Annotated in this window: 25 protein-coding genes; 8 read left to right on the plus strand and 17 right to left on the minus strand. The window is 56.0% G+C overall.

Going from position 1 to position 26007, the window contains the following annotated elements; genetic code table 11:
• Nucleotides 1–7: 7 nt before the first annotated feature.
• The 6 genes from HGT1_RS12615 to HGT1_RS12640 form a co-directional block, all read right to left on the minus strand.
• Complete coding sequence (locus HGT1_RS12615; protein WP_176250310.1) at nucleotides 8–808, minus strand: ParA family protein; 801 nt, start codon at nucleotides 806–808, stop codon at nucleotides 8–10.
• A complete protein-coding gene (rsmG, locus tag HGT1_RS12620; protein WP_176250311.1) occupies nucleotides 801–1409 on the minus strand; it encodes a 16S rRNA (guanine(527)-N(7))-methyltransferase RsmG in 609 nt (202 codons plus the stop codon). Before rsmG ends, HGT1_RS12615 begins: the two co-directional genes overlap by 8 nt.
• Complete coding sequence (mnmG, locus tag HGT1_RS12625) at nucleotides 1406–3268, minus strand: tRNA uridine-5-carboxymethylaminomethyl(34) synthesis enzyme MnmG (protein WP_176250312.1); 1863 nt, start codon at nucleotides 3266–3268, stop codon at nucleotides 1406–1408. Before mnmG ends, rsmG begins: the two co-directional genes overlap by 4 nt.
• 14 nt (nucleotides 3269–3282) lie before the next feature.
• Entirely contained in the window at nucleotides 3283–4569 is a 1287-nt protein-coding gene (gene mnmE, locus HGT1_RS12630) for a tRNA uridine-5-carboxymethylaminomethyl(34) synthesis GTPase MnmE (RefSeq protein WP_176250313.1), read from the minus strand.
• Between the two features lie 30 nt (nucleotides 4570–4599).
• A complete protein-coding gene (rho, locus tag HGT1_RS12635) occupies nucleotides 4600–5871 on the minus strand; it encodes a transcription termination factor Rho (protein WP_176250314.1) in 1272 nt (423 codons plus the stop codon).
• Nucleotides 5872–5996: 125 nt separating this feature from the next.
• Nucleotides 5997–6446: a CopD family protein gene (locus tag HGT1_RS12640; protein WP_176250315.1), complete on the minus strand. Its 450-nt coding sequence runs from the start codon at nucleotides 6444–6446 to the stop codon at nucleotides 5997–5999.
• Between the two features lie 402 nt (nucleotides 6447–6848).
• Between HGT1_RS12640 and HGT1_RS12645 the strand changes: the two genes are divergently transcribed.
• The 4 genes from HGT1_RS12645 to dnaQ are packed head-to-tail and all read left to right on the plus strand — an operon-like array spanning nucleotide 6849 to nucleotide 9547.
• Nucleotides 6849–7448: a nucleoside triphosphate pyrophosphatase gene (locus tag HGT1_RS12645; RefSeq protein ID WP_176250316.1), complete on the plus strand. Its 600-nt coding sequence runs from the start codon at nucleotides 6849–6851 to the stop codon at nucleotides 7446–7448.
• Nucleotides 7445–8278, plus strand: coding sequence for a shikimate dehydrogenase (locus HGT1_RS12650; RefSeq protein WP_176250317.1), 834 nt, complete (start codon nucleotides 7445–7447; stop codon nucleotides 8276–8278). Before HGT1_RS12645 ends, HGT1_RS12650 begins: the two co-directional genes overlap by 4 nt.
• Nucleotides 8278–8868, plus strand: coding sequence for a dephospho-CoA kinase (coaE, locus tag HGT1_RS12655; RefSeq protein WP_176250318.1), 591 nt, complete (start codon nucleotides 8278–8280; stop codon nucleotides 8866–8868). Before HGT1_RS12650 ends, coaE begins: the two co-directional genes overlap by 1 nt.
• A complete protein-coding gene (gene dnaQ, locus HGT1_RS12660) occupies nucleotides 8861–9547 on the plus strand; it encodes a DNA polymerase III subunit epsilon (protein ID WP_176250319.1) in 687 nt (228 codons plus the stop codon). Before coaE ends, dnaQ begins: the two co-directional genes overlap by 8 nt.
• Here the strand turns inward: dnaQ and secB are convergent.
• A complete protein-coding gene (gene secB, locus HGT1_RS12665; RefSeq protein ID WP_176250320.1) occupies nucleotides 9544–10035 on the minus strand; it encodes a protein-export chaperone SecB in 492 nt (163 codons plus the stop codon). The genes dnaQ and secB overlap by 4 nt on opposite strands.
• A gap of 63 nt (nucleotides 10036–10098) precedes the next feature.
• Entirely contained in the window at nucleotides 10099–10596 is a 498-nt protein-coding gene (locus HGT1_RS12670; RefSeq protein ID WP_176250321.1) for an FxsA family protein, read from the minus strand.
• 102 nt (nucleotides 10597–10698) lie between these two features.
• Between HGT1_RS12670 and HGT1_RS12675 the strand changes: the two genes are divergently transcribed.
• Genes HGT1_RS12675 through HGT1_RS12685 form a run of 3 tightly spaced genes read left to right on the plus strand, consistent with a single transcriptional unit; the run spans nucleotide 10699 to nucleotide 12967 of the window.
• The gene (locus HGT1_RS12675; RefSeq protein WP_176250322.1) at nucleotides 10699–11358 is read left to right on the plus strand and encodes a Tim44/TimA family putative adaptor protein; all 660 of its coding nucleotides are present in this window, start codon (nucleotides 10699–10701) and stop codon (nucleotides 11356–11358) included.
• A gap of 20 nt (nucleotides 11359–11378) precedes the next feature.
• Nucleotides 11379–12389, plus strand: coding sequence for a murein transglycosylase A (locus HGT1_RS12680; RefSeq protein WP_176250442.1), 1011 nt, complete (start codon nucleotides 11379–11381; stop codon nucleotides 12387–12389).
• On the plus strand, nucleotides 12386–12967 hold the full coding sequence (locus HGT1_RS12685; protein ID WP_176250323.1) for a Smr/MutS family protein: 582 nt from the start codon (nucleotides 12386–12388) through the stop codon (nucleotides 12965–12967). Before HGT1_RS12680 ends, HGT1_RS12685 begins: the two co-directional genes overlap by 4 nt.
• On the opposite strand, the gene HGT1_RS12690 is transcribed toward HGT1_RS12685, so the two are convergent.
• Genes HGT1_RS12690 through hslV form a run of 3 tightly spaced genes read right to left on the minus strand, consistent with a single transcriptional unit; the run spans nucleotide 12958 to nucleotide 16084 of the window.
• Nucleotides 12958–14184, minus strand: coding sequence for an MFS transporter (locus tag HGT1_RS12690; protein WP_176250324.1), 1227 nt, complete (start codon nucleotides 14182–14184; stop codon nucleotides 12958–12960). The genes HGT1_RS12685 and HGT1_RS12690 overlap by 10 nt on opposite strands.
• 38 nt (nucleotides 14185–14222) lie before the next feature.
• Nucleotides 14223–15530, minus strand: coding sequence for an ATP-dependent protease ATPase subunit HslU (gene hslU / locus HGT1_RS12695; protein ID WP_176250325.1), 1308 nt, complete (start codon nucleotides 15528–15530; stop codon nucleotides 14223–14225).
• The gene (gene hslV / locus HGT1_RS12700) at nucleotides 15527–16084 is read right to left on the minus strand and encodes an ATP-dependent protease subunit HslV (RefSeq protein ID WP_176250326.1); all 558 of its coding nucleotides are present in this window, start codon (nucleotides 16082–16084) and stop codon (nucleotides 15527–15529) included. Before hslV ends, hslU begins: the two co-directional genes overlap by 4 nt.
• A gap of 100 nt (nucleotides 16085–16184) precedes the next feature.
• On the opposite strand from hslV, the gene HGT1_RS12705 reads away from it, so the two are divergent.
• Nucleotides 16185–17093 carry a hypothetical protein gene (locus HGT1_RS12705; RefSeq protein WP_176250327.1) on the plus strand — a complete coding sequence of 303 codons (909 nt, stop codon included), beginning with the start codon at nucleotides 16185–16187 and terminating at the stop codon, nucleotides 17091–17093.
• 50 nt (nucleotides 17094–17143) lie between these two features.
• Here the strand turns inward: HGT1_RS12705 and trxA are convergent, their stop codons facing one another.
• Genes trxA through tsaE form a run of 6 tightly spaced genes read right to left on the minus strand, consistent with a single transcriptional unit; the run spans nucleotide 17144 to nucleotide 25971 of the window.
• Nucleotides 17144–17464: a thioredoxin gene (trxA, locus tag HGT1_RS12710; protein ID WP_176250328.1), complete on the minus strand. Its 321-nt coding sequence runs from the start codon at nucleotides 17462–17464 to the stop codon at nucleotides 17144–17146.
• A gap of 37 nt (nucleotides 17465–17501) precedes the next feature.
• Nucleotides 17502–20879, minus strand: a complete 3378-nt coding sequence (addA, locus tag HGT1_RS12715) for a double-strand break repair helicase AddA (protein ID WP_176250329.1) — start codon at nucleotides 20877–20879, stop codon at nucleotides 17502–17504.
• Nucleotides 20876–23839 carry a double-strand break repair protein AddB gene (addB, locus tag HGT1_RS12720; protein ID WP_176250330.1) on the minus strand — a complete coding sequence of 988 codons (2964 nt, stop codon included), beginning with the start codon at nucleotides 23837–23839 and terminating at the stop codon, nucleotides 20876–20878. The genes addA and addB overlap by 4 nt, the downstream gene beginning before the upstream one ends.
• The gene (locus HGT1_RS12725) at nucleotides 23832–24524 is read right to left on the minus strand and encodes a nucleotidyltransferase family protein (protein WP_176250331.1); all 693 of its coding nucleotides are present in this window, start codon (nucleotides 24522–24524) and stop codon (nucleotides 23832–23834) included. The genes addB and HGT1_RS12725 overlap by 8 nt, the downstream gene beginning before the upstream one ends.
• The gene (locus HGT1_RS12730; protein WP_176250443.1) at nucleotides 24500–25504 is read right to left on the minus strand and encodes a phosphotransferase; all 1005 of its coding nucleotides are present in this window, start codon (nucleotides 25502–25504) and stop codon (nucleotides 24500–24502) included. Before HGT1_RS12730 ends, HGT1_RS12725 begins: the two co-directional genes overlap by 25 nt.
• Nucleotides 25501–25971 (minus strand): tRNA (adenosine(37)-N6)-threonylcarbamoyltransferase complex ATPase subunit type 1 TsaE, encoded by a 471-nt coding sequence (gene tsaE / locus HGT1_RS12735; RefSeq protein ID WP_176250332.1) that lies wholly within the window; start codon nucleotides 25969–25971, stop codon nucleotides 25501–25503. The genes HGT1_RS12730 and tsaE overlap by 4 nt, the downstream gene beginning before the upstream one ends.
• Nucleotides 25972–26007 lie beyond the last annotated feature (36 nt).

Here is a 26007-nt window from a genome sequence, read left to right on the forward strand (position 1 = left end):
TGACCCCTTAAATTACGCTATTTTCTAATACTTCCCGCGCCAGATCGCGATACGCCTTTGCGCCTTTTGATCCGCTATCATAGCTCAGCACCGGCATCGCAAAACTGGGCGCTTCACTGACCCGAACATTTCGAGGAATGACAGTCTTGTAAACAAGCTCCCCCAGATTTGCCCGCGCATCCTGTTCGACCTGCTGGGAAAGGTTGTTGCGCTGATCGTACATCGTCAAGACAACCCCCTCAATCCTGAGATCCTTGTTGCCGCTTTGCCGGACCTCTCGAATTGTCAGCATAAGTTGCGACAAGCCCTCAAGCGCGAAAAACTCGCTTTGCAACGGAACAAGCACCGAATGTGCGGCAATCATAGCATTAACGGTCAGCAAATTCAGCGACGGCGGGCAATCAATTAGAATATAATCAAATGCATAGCTGTCCATTTGCGTCTGCCGCAGCGCGTCATGCAAAAGAAAACTCCGCTTCTCATTCGAGATAAGTTCAAGATCAGCCGAACTCAAATCCACGGTTGCAGGCACGATATACAGGCCTGGCGTTTCGGTTTTCAGAACCACTTTATCCAGCGAAATGTCCTCAAGAAGCAGTTCGTAGGTAGTGAATTCGCGGTCATCAAGATCAATACCCAAACCCGTCGACGCGTTGCCCTGCGGATCCAGATCAACGACCAAAACCCGCTGATCCTGTTCGGCAAGGGCTGCAGCAAGGTTAATTGTCGTCGTGGTTTTCCCCACGCCGCCTTTCTGATTTGCGACTGCAATAATTTTTGGTCCTGCAGGGCGCGAAAGATCAGACATGGGTTAATTCCTTGATTCTAAGAATAGCGGCGGCAGGATTTGTAACGCTTGGGATGGGCTCGCAGGTGTATCGCCAAGCAGCTCTTGCAGCTGCGTCCTCAACCTGCCAGTTTTCACCCTTCGGGAAAAGCGCCGTTCCATCATTTCGGAGGTGCAAATCGGTAAACTGTAGCAAGGTTGTCAGATCCGCTAGCGCCCTTGCGGACAAAACATCAGCCTCAAGGCTTGGCAGTTCTTCAATTCTCTTGTTCAGCACCTGACCTTCCAAGCCCAGCTCCCTCAAGGCGGTGCGCAGAAACACACACTTACGCTGATCGCTCTCGACCATCGTAAACTTCGTCTCGCGACCATCTTCTGCTGACAAAATTGCCAAGACTATTGCAGGGAAGCCTCCGCCACTTCCCAGATCAACCCAATGATTTGCGACAGGCGCGTGCTGATAGAGTTGAACGGAGTCAATGATATGCCGCTCCCAGATATGCGGTATGCTTGGCTTTGAGATCAGATTGATCTTGGCGGTCCACTTCTCGACCAATTGCGCGAATTGCGCCAGCCGATCAGATGTTTCACGTGAAACATCTGCACCCTCAAACGCACTCACGCTGACTTCTTTCTGCTATCCCGCTTCAAATGCGATAGCAGCAACGTAAGCGCGGCGGGGGTCATGCCATCAATTCTAGCTGCTTGCGCAAGATTTGTAGGTGCTGTCTTTTCGAGTTTTGACGTAAGCTCGTTCGACAAGCCGTCAATTTGACCGTAATGAAAATCCGCAGGAATGACGTGAGCTTCATCCTTCTGCAAAAGATCAATATCCCTCTGTTGGCGCGCGATATAGTTCGCATAAAGCGCGTCACGCTCTACCTGGCGGCGGATTTCTTCGGAAACCTCAGCCAGATTTGGCTGCAAGCTTAACAAATCCTCAAAAACAACATCTGGAAAAGCCAAGAGTTGGAAACCAGACCGCTTGGTGCCGTCTTGATTGATTTTGATACCCACTTGCGCGATCTCTTTCGGCGACCAAGTAACATCGGATAAAAGCTGCATCGCCTTGTCCATCTGTTCCATCTTGTCTAGAAAAACGGCGGAACGCTCCTCAGAGGCACATCCAAGCTTCATCGCAAGCGGCGTCAACCGCTGGTCCGCATTATCAGCCCGCAGCGACAGGCGGAATTCAGCACGCGACGTGAACATTCTATACGGTTCGGTAACACCTCTCATGGTAAGGTCGTCGATCATCACCCCGATATAGCTTTGTGCACGGCTGAATATCACAGGTTCTTTGCCTTGCGCTTCAAGTGCCGCGTTCAATCCGGCGACAAGGCCTTGTGCTGCCGCTTCCTCGTAACCGGTTGTCCCGTTGATTTGACCAGCAAGGTAAAGCCCAGGGACTGTCCGGACTTTCAGCGTCAAATCCAACGCCCTCGGGTCAACGTAGTCATATTCAATGGCATAGCCAGGTTGCAGAATCTTTACATTCTCCAGCCCCGCCATCGATCGAACATATTCAAGCTGCACATCTTCAGGTAGGGATGTGGAAATACCGTTCGGATATATCGTGTGGTCATCAACACCTTCAGGCTCCAAGAACACCTGATGGGACGTTTTATCGGCGAAACGAACGACTTTATCCTCGATCGATGGGCAGTAGCGCGGACCGATCCCCTCAATGTGACCGCCGTACATCGCCGAGCGTTCCAGATTCGATCGGATGATCTCGTGGGTCTTTTCGTTTGTATGCGTGATTCCGCAAGAAATCTGTTTGGCCGACACACCTTTCGACAAAAACGAAAACACAACGGGATCATCGTCACCCGGTTGCATCTCAAGATTGGCCCAGTCAATTGTGCGCCCATCCAAGCGCGGCGGCGTACCGGTCTTTAGGCGGCCCAAAGGCAGATTGAATGAATCGATCCGGTTTGCGAGATCGACCGACGCTTTATCCCCCATCCGGCCACCGGAGCGGGACACATCACCAATGTGAATAACACCACGTAAAAAGGTGCCCGTAGTCAGGATTACGGTTTTGGACCTTATCGTCGTACCATCCGCCAGAACTGCCCCACAAACGCGGCTATCCTCGACAACAAAATCGGTAACCTCACCCTCGATAATCTCAAGATTATCTCGCTTTTCGGTCTCTGATAGCATCTCGGTGCGATATATGGCGCGGTCCGCCTGTGCGCGAGGACCTTGAACCGCCGGCCCCTTGCGGCGGTTAAGCAACCTGAACTGAATGCCCGCCTTGTCGGCGACCCGGCCCATCACGCCATCCATTGCGTCAATCTCGCGGACCAGGTGACCTTTACCAAGCCCCCCGATTGCCGGGTTGCAAGACATAACGCCAATTCCGTCGCGCGACATTGTAATCAGCGCTGTCGATGCGCCCATTCTCGCGGATGCGTGGGCGGCCTCTGCCCCCGCGTGACCACCACCTATAACAATGACGTCAAAATGTTTCACGTGAAACACTCCATCTATTTACCCAAACAAAAACTGGAAAAGATCACGTCCAGCAAATTTTCTACATCGATTCGCCCAACCAAGGCTTCCAGCGCACGAATCGAATGCCGCAGCTCTTCAGCAGCTATATCATACTGATCCGGTCCATGATCCAGAATTGACATCGAAAATTCCAGACCATCAGCGGCTTTCTGCAGAGCATTTCTATGCCGCTCGTGCGTGGCAAGGCCAGCAGTCAGGCTTCGCTTTTCCAAAACAGACTGAATTTGAGCGATCAAATCGCTTAACCCCTGCCCCGTTGTGCCAGAGACAGCACCGGCAGGATCGTCGCGCAAATCTGCTTTGGGCAAAAGGCGGATGTCTTCCGGTTCAGCCAAGACCGGCAATTCCTCGCCCTCTTCCACCAGAAAGACGCGCAAGTCTGCTTGTGCCGCGCGGGTCATCGCGCGATCGATGCCAATCGCTTCTACCTCATCGGCACCTTCTCTTAGGCCAGCGGTATCCAGCAAAGTCACCGGAAGACCACCGATATCCATCCGGACTTCGATGACATCACGGGTTGTGCCGGCGACAGAAGACGTAATCGCAGCATCCCGCCCCGCAAGTGCGTTCAAAAGCGTCGATTTTCCGGCATTTGGCCGGCCGATAATTGCGACTTCAAACCCTGTCCGAATACGTTCCGCCGTATGGAAGCCTTTGAGTTCATTCAATATATCATTGTTAACAGATGCAAGAAGCTCACCAACTTCACCGGAAACATCAACGGGAACATCTTCATCGGCGAAATCAATGGTAACTTCCAAAAGTGCCGCCGCTCTGATCAGTTTTTCCCGCCAATCGTCAACACGCTGACCAAGATGCCCGGAAAGAACACGAAGTGCCTGCTTGCGTTGTGCTTCTGTCTCTGCCTCGATCAGATCACCCAAACCTTCGACCTGGGTCAGATCAAGCTTGCCGTTTTCCATCGCCCTGCGGGTAAACTCCCCCGGCTCAGCCAAACGGGTATCCGGAAACGTCGAAAGCAAGGTCAGAACCGCTTTTACAACAGCGATACTTCCGTGAAGATGCAGTTCAACGACATCTTCACCTGTAAAACTGCTTGGTCCCTGAAAGACCAAAACCAAAGCGTTATCAATTGTCCCGCCATCCAGACCGACAATCGGCCTGACCGCAGCGTGGCGAACAGGGGGCAGCGGGTGTGCAATTTTCTCCGCAATTTCGAACGCATGAGCGCCAGAGATACGGATAACGCAAACCCCAGCACGCCCTTGCGCGGTGGCCTGGGCAAAAATCGTATCCATTGGTCTAACCCACTGTTATAATTTAATAACTTAGGTGTTCATTGAATCAAAGAAGTCGGAATTCGTCTTGGTTTGTTTCAGTTTTCCGATCAGGAATTCGATCGCATCCGTTGTACCCATCGGGTTCAGAATACGGCGCAGAACAAATGTTTTCTGCAAATCGATTTTATCAACCAGCAGGTCTTCTTTGCGGGTACCGGATTTGAGAATATCAATGGCCGGGAACACACGTTTGTCTGCAATCTTGCGATCCAGAACGATTTCAGAGTTACCGGTCCCTTTGAATTCTTCAAAGATCACCTCGTCCATGCGGCTGCCGGTATCAATCAATGCAGTCGCGATAATGGTCAGGGAGCCACCCTCTTCGATGTTGCGCGCGGCACCAAAGAACCGTTTCGGACGCTGCAAGGCGTTCGCATCAACACCACCGGTCAAAACCTTGCCCGACGATGGAACAACAGTGTTGAATGCACGGCCCAGACGAGTGATCGAATCGAGCAGGATGACAACATCACGCTTGTGCTCAACCAGACGCTTGGCCTTTTCGATCACCATTTCGGAAACAGCAACGTGGCGTGTCGCCGGTTCATCAAAGGTCGAAGATACAACTTCGCCCTTAACCGAACGCTGCATGTCGGTAACTTCTTCGGGGCGTTCATCGATCAGCAGAACGATCAAATAACACTCAGGGTGGTTTTTTTCGATCGAATTGGCGATATTTTGAAGCAGAACCGTCTTACCAGTGCGCGGCGGGGCCACGATCAGGCAACGCTGGCCTTTACCGATGGGCGATACCAAATCGATAATCCGGGCAGAACGGTCTTTGACGGTTGGGTCTTCGACTTCCATCGTCAGACGTTCGTCAGGGTAAAGCGGCGTCAGGTTTTCAAACGCAACTTTGTGGCGGGCCTTTTCAGGATCTTCAAAGTTAATCTTAGTGACTTCGGTCAGCGCGAAATAGCGTTCCGTGTCATCAGGGGCCTTAATCAACCCTTCAATCGTGTCACCTGTGCGCAGCGAATGCTGGCGGATCATTTCGGGTGAAACGTAAATATCGTCAGGGCCCGGCAAATAGTTTGCTTCGGGTGAACGCAAAAAGCCGAACCCGTCTTGCAACACTTCCAACACACCGTCGCCCGAGATTTCCCAGCCCTCATCCGCGCGTTCGCGCAAGATCTGGAACATCATCTCGCCTTTGCGCATCGTCGACGCGTTTTCGATCTCAAGCTCTTCGGCCATTGCCAGAAGGTTCTTGGGGGTCTGCGCCTTAAGATCAGCGAGGTTCAGCGTTTCGGTTGTCATGGAAATATCCTGTACCGGCCAGATCACATCAGGCGGGTCGTATCGTTAAATTTGTCAGACGGATGCAATCCCAGAACAGGGTGCGAAGGGATACATAGTCAGGACAGGTGCTTTCGTCAATCCGCTTAGAATTTTACGACAACCGACAAGACAATGACAATCATCAAAATTGTCGGAACTTCGTTCATCATCCGGTATTGTTTGCCGGTTAGGGTATTCTGCCCCGCGGCAAACCCCTTAACCCGTGCGTACAGCCATTCATGGAAGCCTGTCATTGCGATCACGGCCAATCCCTTGGTCCAGGGCCAGATCATCGACCAATCGACGATACCGGGCGTAAAAACCAGACAAAGACCAAAAATCCAGGTGGCAATCATTGCTGGGCGCATGATCACATTGGCCAACTTGAATTCCATCATGGTAAACAATTCATGAGTTTCCCCGGAAAGGCCGACCCGTTCCGTGTGATGGACCAACAAACGGGGAAGATAGAACAAGGCTGCCATCCACGAGATCACCGCCATGATATGGATCGACTTTGTCCAAGGATAGGCAAGGGCCAGAAAGTCAGACATGTCACACTCCGTTCATTGCCTCCTTTCTAATATAAATAAGAAAAGAAGAAAGATGATGATGTAAGTAGGGAGGCGATTTTCTGTGGATTAACGAGATATACGAGTGGTTATCCACTTGTTAACGTTTAGATCACAGATGAACGAGAAATATCAAAGTGCCAAAAATAATATATATATAACAGATGTTTAATGTAAAATAATCAAGTGATGCTACTGTACAAGACTGTGGATAATCTTGTTATAAACGCGATCCAGGGCTTTGCAAAGTTATCCTTATCCTACCCCGCATAAATCGGGATAGTCGCAGCGGAATTCACGGATATCCCGTGGCAACGTGCTTGCCCTCGCATTCTCGGGGATAAGTCCTTAAAAACTCCTTAACATCGCACACAGGTTATCCACATGGTTCAGACCCTCATCCTTGCCTCCGGCTCCTCCATCCGGGCGCAGTTGTTGCAGCAGGCAAACATCCCGCATCAGGTCAGCGTCGCGCGGATTGATGAACAAATGATCAAAGCTGCCTTGCTTTCCGAAGGGGCCCCGCCCCGTGATATCGCTGACTCTCTGGCGGAGATGAAAGCCCGCAGGGTCAGTGACAAGAACCCCGGTGCCTTGGTTCTGGGCTGCGATCAGGTGCTTGATCATCGTGGAAAGCTGTTAAACAAGCCGAAAACACCCCAGGACGCGATCGAACAGCTGACCGGATTGCGCGGGGATCGCCATAGCCTGCTGTCAGCAGCCGTTATCGTAGAGGATGGCAAACCGATCTGGCGTCACGTGGGTCAGGTCCGGTTGCGCATGCGCGATGCGTCTGACGCCTATATTGCCGACTACGTTGAACGAAACTGGGATAGCATCCAACATGCTGTGGGTTCATATAAACTTGAGGAAGAGGGTGTGCGCCTGTTCAGTGGCATTGAAGGGGATTACTTTAATGTCCTAGGATTGCCGCTGATTGAGCTTATTAACTACCTAACGATCAGGGGAGACCTGCCCGCATGACTTTGCCAAAAATTCCGCTTGCTGGCGTGATCGGATCGCCAATAGCACATTCAAAATCACCCCAAATTCATGGCCATTGGCTGAAAAATCTGGGGATTCAGGGCGCTTACATCCCTATGGATGTTGCGGCTGAGGATCTGGAACAGGTGTTGCGCACCCTGCCGAAAATGGGGTTCGTCGGCGCAAATATCACTGTTCCGCATAAAGAAGCAGTGATGGAGATTGTCGATATAATCACGGATCGCGCAGCTTTGATCGGGGCGGTAAATACACTTATTTTTCGCGCCGACGGCAAGATTCAAGGCGATAATACAGATGGTTACGGGTTTTTGGAAAACCTGAAAAGCGGCGCGCCCGATTGGGACCCAAAGGCTGGGCCCGCAGCGATATTTGGTGCCGGCGGGGCCGCGCGCGCCGTTATTGCATCGCTGCTGGACGCAGGCGTGCCTGAAATCCTTTTGTCCAACCGGACGCGGGTGCGTGCGGATAATTTGAAAACAGTCTTTGGGCCCCGTGTGACCGTCTATGATTGGGTGCAGGCCGGGAATATGCTGGATCATGCCGCCCTTTTGGTAAACACAACCTCGCTCGGGATGGTCGGCAAGCCGGAATTGCGTGTGCCGCTGGACGGGTTGCGCAAGCAGACTGTTGTGACCGATCTGGTTTATGCGCCGCTCAAGACGAACCTGCTTCTGACAGCCGAAGAAGTTGGCTGCGTGACCGTGGACGGGTTGGGTATGCTTTTGCATCAGGCGGTTCCCGGATTTGAACGCTGGTTCGGTACCCGCCCCGAGATTGACCGCGCCACCCGTGCGGCGGCGCTGCGCTGATGTTTCTGCTAGGTTTGACCGGTTCAATCGGGATGGGTAAATCGACAACCGCCGCCATGTTCGCAGAGGCGGGATGCGCCGTTTGGGATGCCGACGCCGCAGTGCACCGTTTATATGCCAAGGGCGGCGCGGCCGTGCCCGCCTTTAAAGAGGCATTTCCTGAGGCTGTGATCGACGGTGCCGTTTCGCGCCCCGCGCTCAAGGCGATCATCGGCCAGAACCCGGGAGCATTGAAAAAGATCGAAGCGATTGTGCATCCGCTGGTCGGTCAGGACCGTGCCGCGTTTCTGGCGCAGGCACCTTCGGACATTGTTGTACTGGATATTCCGCTGATCTTTGAAACCGGCGGCAATAAAAATATGGATGCGGTTGCATGTGTCACTGTTTCGGCAGAAACCCAGCAGGAACGCGTGATGGCGCGCGGGACGATGACCTTGGAACAGTTCGAGAATATCCGGTCCAAACAGATGCCGAATGACCAGAAATGTGCGCTTTCCGACTACGTGATCGAGACTGATACCCTTGACCATGCCCGCGCCCAGGTGCTGGCCATTATCGACGATATCAAAGGAAAAATGAACCATGCGTGAGATCGTTCTGGATACCGAAACCACCGGATTTGACCCCGAAAGCGGCGACCGGATTGTCGAAATTGGTGCGGTTGAACTGATGGGTCACGTGGCCACGGGCGAAACCTATCATCAATATATCAACCCCGAACGCAGCATGCCGGACGAGGCGTTTCAGGTGCACGGGCTTGGTGACGACTTTTTGCGTGATAAGCCCAAGTTCGCGCAGATCGGGCAAAGATTTCTTGATTTTATCGGAGATTCCAAGCTGATCATCCATAACGCTGCATTCGATATCAAGTTTCTGAATGCGGAGCTGAGATGGATGGGGTTGCCCCTTATCCCTTGGGAACAAGCGTTGGATACGCTGGCGATTGCCCGCAAGCGGTTTCCCGGATCACCCGCGTCGCTGGATGCGTTGTGCCGCCGTTTTGGCATCGACAACACGTCACGAACGCTTCACGGCGCGTTGCTGGACAGTGAAATTCTGGCCGAAGTTTATCTGGAACTGATCGGCGGGCGTCAGCCTGACTTTGGTCTGTCAACCAAGCCGGAGCGCAGGGCCGGTGATATGTCGGTGGAGTGGACGCCAAAGCCGCGGCCCAATCCCCTGCCCTCGCGGATTTCGCAGGACGAGGCCGCCGCCCATGCTGAGTTTGTCAGCAAGCTGGGCGACGGCGCGGTGTGGAAGACGCTTTAGGCGTCGGCTTTTGGGGGATTCTCGGCCTGACGGCGTGCGATTTCATTGCGGTAAAGCGCAACAAAATCAATGTTTTCCAGGTTCAGCGGCGGGAAACCACCATCGCGCGTGATGTCGCTGACAACGCGGCGCAGGAACGGGAAGATCATCCGTGGGCATTCGATCAGCAAGAACGGGTGCATCTGGTCTTCTGGCACACCTTCGATGTGGAAAATGCCGACATAGTCGATTTCCAACAGGAACAGCATGGCGTCGCCGTCTTTAGCCTTTGATGTGACCTGCAACTTGATTGCAGATTCATACTGGTTGTCTGCCGAACGCTTTTTGGCGTCCAGATTTACCTGAACCTGAACGTCAGGCTGCACATCACTTGGTGCCCCTTTTTGCGCCATGATGTTCTCGAACGACATGTCGCGAATGAACTGACCCAAAATGCGCATTTGCGGCTGGGCTGCTTGTGTCGGTTGTGGTGCTGCTTCTTCAGCCATGTTGCGGGCTCCTTGAGGGTAAAAAATGCGTTTTGCTGGCTTTATCAGACCTGGCGGCGGCGCTCAATGCTTTGTCCAACCCGATGGATGCTGGGCTTTCTTTTCGTCTTCGGACAATTCGTGGTATTCGCCGTCAATCACATCACCTTGCATGGGCCGGTGTGGTTCTTTTCGGGTGTTGGTAAACCCGCCGCTAAAGCTCATGGAGCCGCTGACCTTGACGCGCGACCGCATGGCCTGAAATGCAGCCCGCCGAATACCCGGTACCAACAGGGCAAAGCCAAGGGCGTCGGTGAAAAACCCCGGCGTCAGCAACAATGCGCCGGCAAACAGGATCATCGCGCCGTTTACCAGCGGTTCAGTCGGATCGCGGACTTCGGAAAGGGAGGATTTGATCTGGCTCATTGCCATCGCCCCCTGTGTGCGCATCAATGACGTGCCGATAAGGGCCGTCAAAACAACAATCGCAAGCGTCCAGCCGAGGCCAATTGCCCCACCTACTTGGATAAACAAAGCGATTTCAATCAATGGTACGGCAAGAAATGCCAAAAACAACCACATGTCGCGGGTCCTTTCATAAGGGCCAGAGTGGACTTGGCCCGGTTCACACCCTACATAAGGGCAACGACACGACGTTTCCATGTTTCTCACCAAGAGGTTCCTATGAATTCGCCTATGATACAGCTTCTGGTGCTTGCCGGCATTGCGGTATTCCTGATCTTGCGTTTGAAAAACGCCTTGGGCACACGCGACGGGTTTGAAAAAACACCCGAGGTCGACGTGTCTCCGAAAAAACCTGCCGGTCCCGCATTCGAAGTCATCGAGGGCGGCCCCGATCTGGACATCACGGATCACGCTCCCGAAGGGTCTGACACTGCAATCGCTCTGGCCGATATGAAGCGCGTCGAACCCTCCTTTGGCGTCAGCGATTTTCTGGGCGGTGCCCGCGGTGCCTATGAGATGATCGTCATGGGGTACGAGCATGGCAATCTGGACGAAATCAAACCGTTCCTGTCCGAAGAAATCTACGAAAGCTTTGTGGACGGTGTTGCCGCCCGCGAAGATCAGGGCCTGACTGTTGAATCCCATTTCATTGGCATTCGCGAAATGGAACTGGACAGCGCGACAATGGACAAAGCCACCAACGAGGCTGACCTGACCATTCGTTTCGTTGCTGAAATGACTTCGGTTGTGAAAGACCAGGACGGCAATGTTGTCGAAGGGAGCCCGACCGAAGTGAAACGTCAAAAAGACACGTGGGTATTCTCGCGGGTCATGGGCTCGGATGATCCAAATTGGCTGCTCGTTTCTACAGACGGTTAATTCGTGCCTGTGCGGGTACAATGCTGTGGGCGGGCCTAACGGTGCCGCCCGCTTTTGCAGACGTGACCTATACCATCATGGATTACGACCAGCTGGCCGCTTGGGAAACCGATGACCACGCGGCCGCGCTGACGACGTTTCTGAACACCTGCCGCGACATGAAAGACGTGGATTGGCGCAATCTGTGCAAATTCGCCGAAGCCGAACCTGAACCGCGCCAGTTCTTTGAGCTGTTTTTTCGCCCCGTGCTGATCGAAGACGGCGCAGAGGCGATGTTTACCGGCTATTTCGAACCTGAACTTGACGGTGATCTCTACCCGTCATCGCGGTATAAATATCCGATCTATTCCATGCCGGACGAGGCGAAAACGAACAACCCCTGGCTGCCCCGCAGGGATATTCTGGACACAGACGTGATGAAGGGCCGCGGCCTCGAGATTGCCTATGTCGATGATCCCGTTGAGTTGTTTTTCCTGCAAATCCAAGGGTCTGGCCGTATTCGTCTGCCAGACGGGCAATATATCCGTGTCGGATACCGTGGCGCAAACGGGCATCCCTATCGGTCCATTGGTGTCGAACTGGTGCGGCGCGGTGTCTATGATGCCCATCAGGTCAGCGCCCAAGTCATCAAGAACTGGGTGCGCCGTAACCCCGAAGACGGGCGCGATTTGCTGTATCACAACCCGTCATATGTTTTCTTTCGCGAGGTCAGCCAAGTGCCCGCAGACAAGGGGCCGCTTGGCGCGATGAACCGGTCTGTTACCGATATGCGGACCGTTGCGGTTGACCCAAAGTTTGTCCCCCTTGGCGCGCCAGTCTGGATTGAAAAGGAAGGTAAGAAACCGCTGCACCGGTTGATGATCGCCCAGGATACCGGATCAGCGATCAAAGGGGCCCAACGTGCGGATATCTTCTTTGGGACGGGCGACAAAGCGGGCCGGGCTGCCGGCAAGCTGCGCGATCCCGGGCGGATGATGGTCTTGATGCCAATCCAACGCGCCTATGCCCTGCTGTCAGAGCCCCTCTTATGACCCGGAAGCGGTTGAACAAGGATGACCTGTCGCTGTGGCAGAAAGTGACCGAACGGACAGAGAAACTGGACATGAACCAGCTTTTCCGCCCCGAAATTGATGCGCCCGCGCCCAGCGCACCGCAGATCCGCAAAACGACGTCGGTTATTCTGGGCAAACCCAAGCCCAAACCGCGCCGGTCTACCCACGACCTGATGCCGTCCCTGCCAGATCAGATCCGCAAGGCCCCTGTCCAGATGGACAGCAAAGCCTTTACGCGGTTGAAACGTGGCAAGCTAAGCCCCGAAGGCCGGATCGATCTGCATGGCATGACATTGGATCGTGCCCACCCTGCCCTGACGCGGTTCATTCTGAACGCGCATAAAAACGGCAAACGTCTGGTGCTGGTGATCACCGGCAAAGGCAAAATGCGCGACGAAGGCGGGCCAATCCCCGTGCGGCACGGGGTCTTGCGCCATCAGGTGCCGCAATGGCTGTCGATGGCACCGTTGGCCAGTGCTGTGTTGCAGGTCAGTCAGGCCCATATCAGCCACGGCGGCGGCGGCGCTTATTACGTCTATCTGAGGCGTCACCGCTGAAATCGGCCTAGCCTGCCTTGGTATTTCAGGATGCCAGTCGTCGCCATGGCAGCGGCGATCACATAATAGATCGCAATCGGGATCATCTGTTCAGGGAAATCCACGCCCAAATCAATGAACAGGCCGGTAACGCCCGGCCCGATTGCCGATCCGAACACCATCAACGCCGCTGCGACCGCCTTGATCGACCCGATATAGCGCGTGCCGTAAAACTCTGCCCAGAACACGGATGTTGCAGTGGCCTGCATCCCCTGCCCGACGCCGAATATCATCAGCCCGACGCCCGCCATGACGATCGTATCGGCATAGGCCAGCACTGCGAATGAAAGGGCAAAGGGCAGCATTTGCACGGGCGTCACACGGTTGACACCAAAACGGTCTACCGCCCAACCCGAAACAAAGGTCGAGATCACGGATGTCACGGTATAAAGCGGCAACAGGGCGACAAAACTGACCAGCGTCCAGCCTTTGACCTCGGTCAGGTGGACCTGCTGGAAGAACAGCGCCGTTCCCCAGGCAGCAGGCCCGATAATCATCGGGATCATGAGCCAGAACAGCCCGTGACGCATCATTTGCATCCGCGTCCAGTGCAGCCCGTCCATCCCTGTCCTTTGCGTGGTCTCGGCCATGGATTGCGGGGTGCGTTCCTGACGTAGCAGCATCAGCATTACCGGCATGGTGATCAGCACAAGCGCGGCGGCCAGCATCCACAGGCTGCGCCAGTGAAAACTGGCGAACAAGGCCACAAAGACAACTGGCAAGATCGCCTGCCCCGCTGCAAAACCCATAGACGACAGCGACAGCGCCTTGCCCCGCGTCGCTTCGAACCAGCGCACCATGGCGACGGACCCCAGTTGGGACATCATCCCCTGTCCGGTCAGGCGCAGCGCGTAGATCACAAAGATCAGCGCGATCCAATTGGGCACAGTGGCCATCGCCAGACAGGCCGTTGCCAGCGCGATCATCACCCAGAATGACAAACGGCGCACACGAAACCGGTCTGTCAGAACCCCCGCCCAGACCATCGTGATCGCCGAAAGCGTCGTGCCGATGGTGTAAATACCGCCCCATTGACCATCGCTCAGGCCGAATTCGCCCTTAATCTCGCCTGCGAAAAGCGAGATGAAATAGGTCTGCCCATAGGAAGACGTAAAGGTCAGCAGAAAACCAGCCAATAAAAACAGCCAATTGGCGCGGATAAACTGAAGATAAACCATGCGCCATCATTCTCAGGCGCATGGTGAAATGGAAAGCGTTAAAGCACGTAGCGCGACAGATCGGTGGACCGCGACAGTTCGCCCAGGTTCTTTTCGACGAAATCACCGTTGACGACGATCTTTTCACCGCTGCGATCCGGTGCGCTAAACGACAGTTCTTCGAACACCCGCTCCATCACAGTATAAAGCCGCCGCGCCCCGATGTTTTCGATGGTATGGTTCACATCTGCCGCGATCTTGGCCAGCGCTTTGATACCGTCTTCGGTAAAGGACACTTCCACTTCCTCGGTGCCCATCAGCGCGGTGTATTGCAGGGTTAGCGCGTTGTCGGTCTCTGTCAGAATGCGCACGAAGTCGTTTTCGGTCAGGGCGCGCAATTCAACCCGGATCGGCAGACGACCCTGCAATTCAGGCAGCAAATCAGACGGTTTCGCAATATGAAACGCCCCCGAGGCGATGAACAAGACGTGGTCGGTTTTCACCGGCCCATATTTTGTCGAAACGGTCGTGCCTTCGATCAACGGCAGCAAATCGCGCTGCACCCCTTCGCGGGACACATCACCGCCACGCGCGTCAGAGCGCGCGCAAACCTTGTCGATCTCGTCCAGAAACACGATGCCGTTCTGTTCGACCGCATCAATCGCCGCACGGTTTACCGTTTCGTCATCCAGCAGTTTATCAGCCTCTTCGCTGATCAGGATTTCATAGCTTTCCGATACGGAAAGCCGCTTCTTTGTCTTGCGGCCGCCCATGGCTTTGCCAAACAGGTCGCCCAGGTTCATCATGCCCATGCCAGCGCCGGGCTGACCGGGGATATCCATGGTCGGGAACGGGCTGGAGGTATCGCTTACCTCAAGGTCGATCATCGTGGCGTCCAGCTCGCCTGATTTCAGCTTTTTGCGGAACATCTCGCGGGTGCCTTCGCGGGCGTCTTCACCGGCGATGGCATCAATCACACGTTCTTCGGCAGCCTTGTGGGCGCTGGCTTTGACGTCTTCGCGCATATGTTCGCGGGTCATTAGGATGGCGCTGTCAACCAGATCGCGGATGATCTGTTCAACATCGCGCCCGACATAGCCGACTTCGGTGAATTTGGTGGCTTCAACCTTCAGGAACGGCGCGCGGGCCAGCTTGGCCAAGCGGCGGCTGATCTCGGTTTTACCAACGCCTGTGGGCCCGATCATCAGGATGTTCTTGGGGTACACTTCGTCGCGCAGGTCGTCGCCCAACTGCTTGCGGCGCCAGCGGTTGCGCAAGGCCACGGCAACCGCGCGTTTCGCGTCATTCTGGCCAATAATGAACCGGTCAAGTTCGGATACGATTTCGCGGGGGGTTAGATCGGTCATGGTTTGATTTTCTCCACCGTGAGGTTGCCATTTGTGTAAACGCAGATGTCCGCTGCGATCTTCATTGCGTCACGCGCGACAGCTTCGGCATCGCGGTCGCTGTCCATCATGCCGCGGGCTGCGGCCAGCGCATAGTTTCCGCCCGACCCGATGGCAGCCACGTTATGTTCAGGTTCAAGCACGTCGCCGGCACCTGTGATGATCAGCAATTCGGTACCGTCGGTGACAATCAACATCGCTTCAAGCTTTTGCAGGTATTTGTCAGTCCGCCAGTCTTTCGCCAACTCGACGCTTGCGCGCGCCAGCTGCCCCGGCGTTGCCTCAAGCTTGACCTCAAGCCGTTCCAGCAAGGTAAATGCATCTGCTGTTGATCCGGCAAAACCTGCCACCACGTCAAAACCGCCGGGGTTCAACCTGCGCACCTTGCGCGCGGTACCCTTGATCACGGTTTGGCCCAGACTGACCTGACCGTCGCCTGCAATGACCACCTCTCCGTCTTTCTTGACGCCGATGATCGTGGTCCCGTGCCATCCGGGGAATTCTTGGCTAGACATGCGCGGTCTCCTTCTTTGATCTTCTATATGGTCCCCGAAAACGCGGGGGACAAGGGTGCCGCCACTTGTGGCACAGACTTGCCAAGGCTAGCCTGCCCCTATGAGCGACGCACATCATCTGCATTTTCACCTCGAACCAGACCTGCGACAGGCGGCGGCCTTGGGTGAGCATCCGTTCATCGCAAAAATGGCGTTGGTGCTGGAATCTGCGGGGTTCAGGGTCGAATATCGCGACCATGGCGATACAGATCGCAGCAACGACACCTATGTTTTAAGCCATATGAAGCCGCCGCCGGAAAAGCGTGGCTTGGTATTCCGGCGCGTCTATGAATACCCGTTCTGGCAAATTGACGGGTCGGCCCAGCGCTGGGAATGGGATGTTGCCAAATCTGCATTCGATCCGGCGCTGATTTCTGGGCCAGAGGCTGCGCAATTCTATGAGTTCTGGCAAAAGCGCCAGTACCAGAATGCCCCCCGAACCACGTCCCGTGACGGTTTTGTCTATATTCCCCTGCAAGGGCACCTGACCGAGCATCGGTCTTTCCAGTCGTGCAGTCCGATCGCGATGGTCGAACACTGTCTGGCCCATGACAAAACCCGTCAGGTGATTGCGACGATCCACCCGACCGAAACCTATACCGATACCGAAATTGCCGCGCTTGAGGCGCTGGAGCGGAAATACCCGCGTTTGCGCGTGGATGTGGGTGATATGATCCCGCTGCTGCAAACCTGTGATTACGTTGTCAGCCAGAATTCCAGCGTTGCCTTTGCCGGATATTTCTTTGGCAAACCGGCGCTGCTGTTTGGCGATATTGATTTTCACCACATTGCCGTGCGCGCAGATATGGACAGGCTGGCAGACAGCTTTGCCCAGGTACAAACCCATCGCCCTGACTATGCGAAATACCTGTACTGGTTCTGGCAAGACCAAAGCATCAACGCAGGGCGGGATGATGTTTATGGCAAGATCGCCGCGCGGTTCCGGCGATTTGACTGGCCCATAGATTAAGGGCGCACCGTTTCCGGCACGCCCTTTGAAAAACTGAACTCAGATCAGGTTTAGATCGACTCTTCGATCCAGCTTTGGATCTGGCCTTTTGGGCGTGCGCCGGACAGGTTCGAAACAACTTCGCCACCTTTAAAGATGAACAAGGCCGGAATGCCGCGAACACCCATTTGCGCTGGGCTGTTGGGGTTTTCGTCAACGTTTACTTTGACGATCTTTACCTTGCCGTCCATCTCAGCAGAAAGCTCCTCCAGCGATGGGCCGATCTGCTTACATGGGCCACACCATTCTGCCCAGAAATCCACCACAACGGGGATATCGGAATTTTTAACTTCAGCGTCGAATGTTGCGTCTGTGACTGCGACCGTGGCCATGATGCTCTCCTGCACAAGGAATGATTAGAGTGGGAACCTATGTAGCCGCCGTGACTTCGTCAAGATCGACAGCGCGGGACAAGGCATTTGTGATCAGATCGTCGGGCAGTTCCATCAAGGTCGCACCCCGCGTCCATAAAATTGCAGTGCGAATACGGTGGTTTGGGAATACCTGCGCCAGCGCTGCGGCATAAGCACCCATCTGGCGCAAAATCCCACCGGGGCAGGCGGCAGGCGTGGTCGGCACAACGCGGTTCGTCTTGTAATCAATCGCCAGCACGTCGGTATCGGTCACCAGCAACCGGTCAATCGTTCCGTGAATGCGACCCAGGGGGATCGTCGCGGTAACCGGCACCTCGACCAGGGCATCAGGCGCAAAGATATGTGCGATCTCTGGCTTGGTCATCACGCCCACAGCTTCTTGAAGGGTGCGGTTGGCTGTTGCGGGGTCATAGCCGTCGCTGATGCTGCGCAGCTGGTCATCCCACAGATCGCTTTGCAAGGCGGGCATGGTTTCAAGCAGTTTGTGGACAAGGTTGCCATATGCTTTGGCCTCTGCTTCGGTCATCCCGTCCTCGCCGGCAAGCGCCTTGGCATCCCCGAGGTTAGAGGGTGATATCGTTGCGAAACGCTGCGGAACTTTGTCGAGTTTTTCGAGGAAAATAGGCTCTAATAAGGGGCGCTTTGGCGTCTCAAACCGTTGGTCCCGAATGGGCAGCTCATCCCAATCACCATATTCAAAGCGCAGTTTCCCGTTCTTTCCAACCGGTACAGCGCCGGCCTGACCCATTGCAGCACCGATCATCTGGTACCAACTGCTGTCATCCTTTGGCAGCTCACCGGCGGCGGCGACGATCAGCCATTTTTCCGCCCGCGTCATCGCCACATAGAGCAACCGCAACCGCTCGTCGCGTTCCCGGTCTTTGCGTGCCTCAAGCGCTGCGCGCATGGCGTTCGGCATATCGGTATCCGACATTTTCCAAACGGGAGTTTCGCCCATTTTGATAATCTCGTCGCGGATCACAAGATTGCGTTTGCCGGTGTCGGGCAGGATCACGATCGGTGCCTCAAGCCCCTTTGCGCCGTGCACCGTCATCACCCTGATCTGATCAGAGGCATTGTCGATCTGGCGCTTGATCTCGAGGTCGTCGGTCTGCATCCACACCAGAAACCCGGTCAGGCTGGGGATCGCGCCGCGTTCATAAGACAGCGCCTGGGAAAGCATCGCGTTAATGCCGTCTTCTGCCTCGGGTCCCAAACGCGCCAGCAATTTTTTCCGGCCCTCGTGACGCGTCAAAATCCGCTCGATCAGGTCATATGGCCGCAGAAAATCAACTTTGTCGCGTAAATCACGCAAGATTTCGACGGTTTCGGGGTAATCAGGATTATCGCGTAAAGCCTGCCAAAGGTGGTCTTGGGTTCGGTAATGCGACAGCTTGAACAGCATCTGTTCGGACCACCCGAACAAGGGCGATTTCAGCGCCGTGGCCAGTGACAGGCTGTCTTCGGGTGTGGCCAGAAACGACAGCAGCGCCGCCAGATCCTTGACCGCAAGTTCGGCACCAACCTTCAGGCGGTCCGCACCCGCAATGGGCAAGCCAGCGGTTTTGCAGGCGCGAATGATCTCGGAAAACAGGGCGCTGCGCCGCTGGACAAGGATTAGGAAATCACCCGCCCGAATGCGCCGCCGTTCAAACCCGCCCGGTGTTTCCGCATCGACAGGAAGATAATGATCCCCTTCGATCAGGGTTTTGATCTGCGCCGCGATTTTATCTGCCAGCACGACCGTGTGATGGTGACCCGATTGCTGGTCGACGGGATCGGACCATTCGCGATCATCCGGTTCTTCTGATTTTTCGACCAAAGGCCATAGATCAACACGGCCGGGCAGGGCGGATTTGAACGCAATATGTTGGCTATCTGCTGCAAAGCCGGCGCTGGCATGGGGGATGAAACTGGTATCGACCAGTTGCAAAATCGCCGATGACGACCGGAACGAATAATCCAGACTGCGTCGTTGGAATACCTGTCCGGCATCGGTGATCTTGCCTTCAAAAAGGGTTTGCTTGTGATCGAATTCCCGTGGGTCAGCCCCTTGGAAGGAATAGATCGACTGCTTTTTATCGCCCACGACGAACAAGGTGCGCGCATCGCCCTCGTTGGCACCATCGCCGCTGTAAAATTCGTCTGTCAGCCGTTCGATCACGTCCCATTGACGCGGGCTGGTGTCTTGCGCTTCGTCCACCAGAATATGGTCGATGCCGCCATCAATGCGGTACAAAACCCATGCAGCAACGGTGGGGTCGGTCAGCAATGCCCGCGCTTTAAGGATCAGATCGTCGAAATCCAGCCAGCCGCGTTTTTGTTTCTCAAGCGCATAGCGTTTCAGGAACGCATGGGCGAATTGGTGCAGAACAAACGTCTTTTGCGCCGCTTTAAGCGAAAGCCGCGCATTACGGGCAGTTTCAACCCGCGCCATCAGATCGTCGATCTGTGGCATGATATGCGACAAAACCTTTTGTGTGGCCTTGGTTGGCACGGTGCCAATTTTCGCGCTAAACGGTGACGCGGCTGAACCGCCGGTTAGAAAGACCCCCTCAAGAACGGGCAGGGCGGTGATGTCGAGCGCGCCAATCGACCGCAGCTTTTCCGCGTTTTTCTGGTCGGTGACGGATTTGTCTTTCATGGCGGCGATCATCTCGTCGATGATGGCGGCCTCTGATCCCAAAAATACCGACGATGCGATGGTTTCGGGGGTCAGGTCAGGGGCTTGATCAAACAGCGCCAGCACGTCACCCCAGGCCAACGGCACCTCGAACCCTTCGCGTTCACCGACAATGGCGCTGGTCAGCTTGCTGAAATCCTCGCCGGTGTAATGCCGGGCCAAAGCAATCACATGCTCCGCGTCATCACCTTCGACCATTTTATCCACGATCTCGGCCCGCAGCAGATCAGCAGCGCGGTCTTCGATTTCGGTGAATTGCGGGCTTACCCCGGCCTCAAGCGGAAACCGTCGCAGCAAAGAGGCGCAGAACGAGTGGATCGTTTGAATTTTCAGCCCGCCGGGGGTTTCAATCGCGCGGGCAAACAGCGTGCGTGCCATGCGCAGCTTTTCGGGGGTGAAGGCATCGGTCACGCCCAGTTCAGCCAATGACGCGCGCAGATCATTATCCTTGAGCATCGCCCAAGCGCCCAAGCGTTTGAACAACCGGTTCTGCATCTCTGACGCGGCGGCCTTGGTATAGGTCAGGCACAAAATGTGCTGTGGTTCGACTTCGTTCAACAGCAGACGTGCGACACGGTCGGTCAACACCCGTGTCTTGCCGGACCCCGCATTCGCACCCAACCATGTTGACGCATCGGGCCGGGCGGCATCAATTTGCGCGCGGGTTGCATCATCAAATTCCGATGTCATGTCAGATCCTCTGGAACGGGGTCATTCGTGCCATCCCATTCGCCAAAACGGGCAAGCTGATCGTAATCACCTGCGAAATCGGTGGTTTTCACCATGCGGCGCGATGTGAACCCCTGATCATCCGACAAATAGCTGGTCATCAACGCATGCAGCTTGGCCAGAACCTCGTGCGGGGGCTCTTCCTCTAGCGGGGCAGAAAGCTCAACCGGATTGCTGCCGAGCCCGATATAGGCGGCATTGGCAACACGGGCGACACCGATCTGTTTGAAGCCGCCTTCCTCGACCATCGCGGCCTCAAGCAGCAGTTGTTTATCAAATGCTTTTTGTTCGGCCTTGCTGGGCGGTGCGCCGGTTTTGTAATCATAAATCAGGATCTCACCATCATCCGTCCGGTCGATCCGGTCGGCAAAGCCGGTGAGGGTAAAGCCAAGATCGGCAAAGCTGTGGCTGCCCTTAGCGGCTTTTTCAAAGGCGGCGGGGCTGGAATAGCTTTGGCGTTTGATCTCGTTTTCCACAAACCAATCCGCGATGCGTTCAATTTTGGTCAGCCACATGACGCGGGCGGCAGGCCAGGGGGCTTCGACTTCCAGAACCTGCGCGGCAGTCTCTAACAAGTGGGATTTCGTCAGATTTGCAGGGTTTGCGGATACGGATTTGATGAACCGCTCCATGATCTCGTGAACGATGATGCCGCGCACTGGGGCATCAGGCGATTGAACCAGCGGATTAAGGGCCCGCAGTTTCAGGCTGTGTTTGGCATAAACCGCGTAAGGGTCGCGGATCAGTCGCTTGATTTCCGTCACTGACAAGGCATGGGGCCGCGCAGCACGTGGTGGCCGTGGCGAAGGCCGCGTAGCAGGGGCGACGCGGGTCACCGTTTCAAGGGCGCGAGCCTGTTCAAGCCAGTGATCGCCGCGTTTGATCATCGCCTTCCACGCCGCATCACCCCCCTGATCGGGCAAGCCGTTTAGCAGGTTGCCCAGGCGGTTCAGCCAGCGGGATGGCACGGTTTCAGCCTCGTCCGACCGGATGGCGCGGGTCAGGCAGACTTCGGGCGCGGCGATGGATTGCTGGTAATCATGCGCAGACAACCCGATGCGCCGTTCGGGCAACAGCAATCCGGCCTTTAGCCGCATCTGGCGGTTCAACCACGGATCTGGCGGCGGTGCCTCGGGCCAGGTACTGTCGTTCAGACCACCCATGATGATCAGATCGGCACCCTGAACGCGGGCCTCCATCGTGCCCCAGATCATCACATGGGGGTGCGGTGCATCACGTTCCCTGATCTCGCCGCTTTGCAGGAGGGCACCGACCAGATCGGCATAGTCCGACGCAGACATGTCACCGCCATATTCCGCATTTTCCGCCAGATTGGTCATGACCTTGCTGGCTTCTTCGCCCGACGTATGGTGCCACAGCCGGCTTTCCCTTGTGGGGTTTGATCCGTTGGCGATTGTTTCGGCCTGGCTCAGATGCTGCGCCACCCACGCCTCAAGAGGGCCGTCGCCCGTGCCCTCAAGATCGGCAAAGCTTTGGCCGACCCAGGTCGCCCAGACATCCATTTGATCAGGGTCCGGCGAACGGGCGACCGATTTGCGCGCCAACCGCAGGATACCTTCGGCGTCAGGATAGGGCAGGCCGTCGCGGCGTAGCTGCAATTCCAGCCGTTGGGTGTTGAGCTGATGCAGGTTGCGGTCGCCGCCGCTGTGGGTCAGCGGATGTTTCAGGATGGTCAGCAGCGCCTCTGAATCCAGCTTGCGCACGAACAGATCGGCAATGTGGCGCAGGAAACGGCCGGGGGGCGACAGGTGCAAGGGCGATCCGGCACTGTCATCGGGCACAATATTCCAGCGGTCCAGCGCCGATGTGACCTGCCGCGACAACATCCGGTCCGGCGTGATCAGCGCAGCGGTCTGCCCGTCTTCGACGGCTTTCCGCAAGCGCAGCGCAATCGCAATCGCTTCGGCGCGGGGGGTCGGGGCCTGGATCAGCGTCAGCCCTTGGGTCGCGGCCTGAAGGTCCGGCAATTTGGGCCCTTCGGTAAGCCAGACGTGGGTGACGGGGGCAGGGCGCAGTGACAAGGAAACCAAGGCATTGCGTTCGGGCGACGGGGGCTGCCTGTCTGTCCAGGCGGTGACATGCCTGTGCGACATATCAAGCGCACGCAACATGTCGCGAAACCGGTATTGCGGATGATCCTGCGACAGCTTTTCCTGATCGTCGCCCAGATCTGTCCAGACATTGCCGGGCATGTCGAAATCAAAACCAGGAAAGATGATAGCGCCCTGCGGCAACCGCGAAACCGCTTGCATCAACAGGGCGGATGTCCCGCGTGATCCGGTTGACCCCGCAACGATCACGGGGTGTTGGGGTGGTGTTTCTGCCCAGCTGGCAATCAGTTGCGCTGCGACTTGGCGCTGACGCGCGCGCGGGTCGGGGCGGGTGACACTTTCCCCAAGATAACGATGGGCGATGTCCAGGAATTGCTTGGCGCGTTCCCAATGCCCCGACTGGTCACTGACATCCAGATTGGTGACCGCCTCGACCGGGACGCCTTCGCCCTGCATTTCGTCGATCAGGCCAGCCAGACTGTCGGACAGGTCATAAAGCGATGCGCGCGGGGCCAATTCGGGCGCTTGATCCAGCAGTTTTGAAACCAGCGTGATCAGTTCCAACCGTCGCCGCAGCGCCGGGCTGGGGCGGGGAAGGGCGATGCCGGACGACAGGGTATCAAGGTTATCAATCAGATGAATGCGCGGCAGCAGGCTGGCGGGGCCTTTGTCGAAAAGCTCGCGCAGGCGGCGCTGCATCCGGCGGGTGTTAACAACCAGATCAATCCGCCCGATCGCTTGGGGGGGATGGCCGTTCAACCGGTCAAGCAGGCCGTTCAGCAGCTCTTGGGGGAAATCCACACCGGGGGCGAGGCCAAAGATACGTGGCGTGTCAGAGGGCTCAAACATTGGCATCCCTTAGCATGGTTTCCGCAAGGGTGATCCCTTCGGGGTGGCCGACATCACACCATTGCCCCGTATAGCTGATACCGTACATGCGGCCTTTGGCCAGCATCTTGTCCCACAGCAGGTTCAGGGAAAATGCCTGATCTGGAATAGTCTCTAACAGGCCGGTTTTGATGATTTGCACGCCGCCATAAATCACCCCGGCTCCCCGGGAAAGCTGCCCGTCTTGCCCCAGAATGAAATCACCCTTGCCGGAATGGCCCACAGCCTGACCTGTCGGAATTCCGATCAGCAGGGCATCCATGAGGTCGGGGTTCCAGGCGTCTAGCAGCATCGCCAGCGGGTTCGGTCCGGCCCAGATCGCATCGGTGTTCATGGTGAAAACCGGATCATCCCCCAACAACGGCAATGCATTGCGCAATCCGCCGCCCGTCTCGAGGATCTGGGGATGTTCAACAATGGTTTGAACATTGCGCCCCTTAAGATGGGCCAGCAAGGGTTCGGGTTTGTAATGCAGGTTCGCGACAATGCGATCCTGAGCAATACCCGTTGCCAGATCCAGCGCGTGATCAATCAGGGGCCGCCCCGCGACCTTGACCATCGGTTTGGGTTGGTCATGTGTCAGATGTTTCATCCGCGTGCCAAAGCCAGCGGCAAACATCATCACGGCGTGGGGTGTGTTGCGCATCGTGCTTTCAAATCCTCAAGGAAATCGGGGCTGGGATAGGGCAGGGTCTTGCCCAGAAACGTGGCCAGTTCAGCCAGATCGGGATGATCAAGGTTGCGCTGCAAATAGCCCCAGACCCGCGGGATATAATCAACATAATGCGCCTTGCCATCCCGCAGACACAACCGCGCGAAAATCCCCAGAATGCGGAGGTTGCGCTGCGCGCCAAGAACGGAATAGGCGTTTTTGAAAGCATCAGGCTTTGTGCCTGTGACGCTCGTGTAATGCGCAATCATATCGGCTTCGATCGCGGGTGGAACGTCGCGGCGGGCGTCCTGAAGGATCGACACCAGATCATAGGCCGGATGCCCCAGCAGCGCGTCTTGAAAATCAAGCACACCGACTTGCGCAACGCCTTTCCGGTCGGGCAGCCACAGCAGGTTCTCGGCGTGGAAATCCCGCAGGATCACAACGCGGGCGGCCTGATCAAGCTGCCGGGCCAGTGGCCGGAACAGGGCATCAAAACCGGCGAATGCGGTTTCGTCGTTTGCATACCAGCCAAAGGCCAGATCGGTCATACTCACCAGCCAGTCGGAATTGCAGATTGGCAATTCCGGCGGTGGCGCTTTGTGCAAGGCCACAAGCATGTCGGTGGCGGCAGTATAAAGCGGGGCGGTCATGTCGGGTGTGTCGACCATCAACCGTGCAAACAGCGCATCGCCCAAGTCTTCGATGATCAAAAACCCGTTTTCAGTATCCTGCGCCAGAATGCGTGGGGCGCTGAGCCCGTTCAGGATCAGGAACTGGGCAATGCGCACAAAGGGTCTGACGTCCTCGCCCTTGTCGGCGGGGGCATCCATGAAAACCGCCGCGGTGCCATCGGGCTGTGTCAGCCGGTCATAACGGCGGTTTGAGGCGTCGCCGGCCAGCAGGGATTGCGTGGCGGCCCCCCATCCGGCGGTTTTGATAAAATCTTGTGCTGCGGTGCTGCGGGGTGTCATTTGCGCCAGCTTTTCAATTTCGGGCCCCATTTGCCGGCGTCCCAGCTTGCCGTCAAAACGCGGCCGTCGTCGCCGGTTGTCGTCAACGTGATCTTCAACGCATTTTCAGGTTTGAGCGGCCCCAGACGATCCGGCCATTCCACCAGACAAATCGCATCCTCGAACGCGTCTGAAAGGCCCAGTTCCTCGATCTCGAATGTTGAGGTCAGGCGGTATAAATCCGCATGCCAAACCGGGCCGGCGGATGTGTCATAGGTTTGCACAAGGGTGAACGTCGGCGAAGGCACATCTTCGGGGGCGGTCAGCAGCGACTGGATAAGGGACCGCGCGAAATGGGTTTTGCCCGCCCCGACATCGCCGGTCAGCAAAATTGTATCGCCAGCCGCCAAAGCAGCACCCAGGCTACGGGCGGCTTGGCTGGTGTGGTCTGCATCTGGCAGCTCAAGGGTAAGGGTGTGGTCAGACATATGCCCAAGCTACTTGGCCAGGCAGGTGCGCTGCAA

The sequence above is a fragment of the Sulfitobacter sp. HGT1 genome, assembly GCF_013282155.1.
Lineage (GTDB): Bacteria > Pseudomonadota > Alphaproteobacteria > Rhodobacterales > Rhodobacteraceae > Sulfitobacter.

What these genes read in the sequence shown, in the direction of transcription:
- trxA (WP_176250328.1), bottom strand. Translation starts at nt 17,464, where the DNA reads ATGGCCACGGTCGCAGTCACAGACGCAACATTCGACGCTGAAGTTAAA.
- HGT1_RS12650 (WP_176250317.1), top strand. Translation starts at nt 7,445, where the DNA reads ATGACTTTGCCAAAAATTCCGCTTGCTGGCGTGATCGGATCGCCAATA.
- HGT1_RS12725 (WP_176250331.1), bottom strand. Translation starts at nt 24,524, where the DNA reads ATGCGCAACACACCCCACGCCGTGATGATGTTTGCCGCTGGCTTTGGC.
- secB (WP_176250320.1), bottom strand. Translation starts at nt 10,035, where the DNA reads ATGGCTGAAGAAGCAGCACCACAACCGACACAAGCAGCCCAGCCGCAA.
- tsaE (WP_176250332.1), bottom strand. Translation starts at nt 25,971, where the DNA reads ATGTCTGACCACACCCTTACCCTTGAGCTGCCAGATGCAGACCACACC.
- HGT1_RS12640 (WP_176250315.1), bottom strand. Translation starts at nt 6,446, where the DNA reads ATGTCTGACTTTCTGGCCCTTGCCTATCCTTGGACAAAGTCGATCCAT.
- coaE (WP_176250318.1), top strand. Translation starts at nt 8,278, where the DNA reads ATGTTTCTGCTAGGTTTGACCGGTTCAATCGGGATGGGTAAATCGACA.
- rho (WP_176250314.1), bottom strand. Translation starts at nt 5,871, where the DNA reads ATGACAACCGAAACGCTGAACCTCGCTGATCTTAAGGCGCAGACCCCC.
- hslU (WP_176250325.1), bottom strand. Translation starts at nt 15,530, where the DNA reads ATGACCGATCTAACCCCCCGCGAAATCGTATCCGAACTTGACCGGTTC.
- hslV (WP_176250326.1), bottom strand. Translation starts at nt 16,084, where the DNA reads ATGTCTAGCCAAGAATTCCCCGGATGGCACGGGACCACGATCATCGGC.
- HGT1_RS12690 (WP_176250324.1), bottom strand. Translation starts at nt 14,184, where the DNA reads ATGGTTTATCTTCAGTTTATCCGCGCCAATTGGCTGTTTTTATTGGCT.
- mnmE (WP_176250313.1), bottom strand. Translation starts at nt 4,569, where the DNA reads ATGGATACGATTTTTGCCCAGGCCACCGCGCAAGGGCGTGCTGGGGTT.
- HGT1_RS12670 (WP_176250321.1), bottom strand. Translation starts at nt 10,596, where the DNA reads ATGTGGTTGTTTTTGGCATTTCTTGCCGTACCATTGATTGAAATCGCT.
- addB (WP_176250330.1), bottom strand. Translation starts at nt 23,839, where the DNA reads ATGTTTGAGCCCTCTGACACGCCACGTATCTTTGGCCTCGCCCCCGGT.
- HGT1_RS12645 (WP_176250316.1), top strand. Translation starts at nt 6,849, where the DNA reads ATGGTTCAGACCCTCATCCTTGCCTCCGGCTCCTCCATCCGGGCGCAG.
- HGT1_RS12730 (WP_176250443.1), bottom strand. Translation starts at nt 25,504, where the DNA reads ATGACACCCCGCAGCACCGCAGCACAAGATTTTATCAAAACCGCCGGA.
- HGT1_RS12615 (WP_176250310.1), bottom strand. Translation starts at nt 808, where the DNA reads ATGTCTGATCTTTCGCGCCCTGCAGGACCAAAAATTATTGCAGTCGCA.
- HGT1_RS12680 (WP_176250442.1), top strand. Translation starts at nt 11,379, where the DNA reads ATGCTGTGGGCGGGCCTAACGGTGCCGCCCGCTTTTGCAGACGTGACC.
- HGT1_RS12705 (WP_176250327.1), top strand. Translation starts at nt 16,185, where the DNA reads ATGAGCGACGCACATCATCTGCATTTTCACCTCGAACCAGACCTGCGA.
- dnaQ (WP_176250319.1), top strand. Translation starts at nt 8,861, where the DNA reads ATGCGTGAGATCGTTCTGGATACCGAAACCACCGGATTTGACCCCGAA.
- HGT1_RS12685 (WP_176250323.1), top strand. Translation starts at nt 12,386, where the DNA reads ATGACCCGGAAGCGGTTGAACAAGGATGACCTGTCGCTGTGGCAGAAA.
- addA (WP_176250329.1), bottom strand. Translation starts at nt 20,879, where the DNA reads ATGACATCGGAATTTGATGATGCAACCCGCGCGCAAATTGATGCCGCC.
- HGT1_RS12675 (WP_176250322.1), top strand. Translation starts at nt 10,699, where the DNA reads ATGAATTCGCCTATGATACAGCTTCTGGTGCTTGCCGGCATTGCGGTA.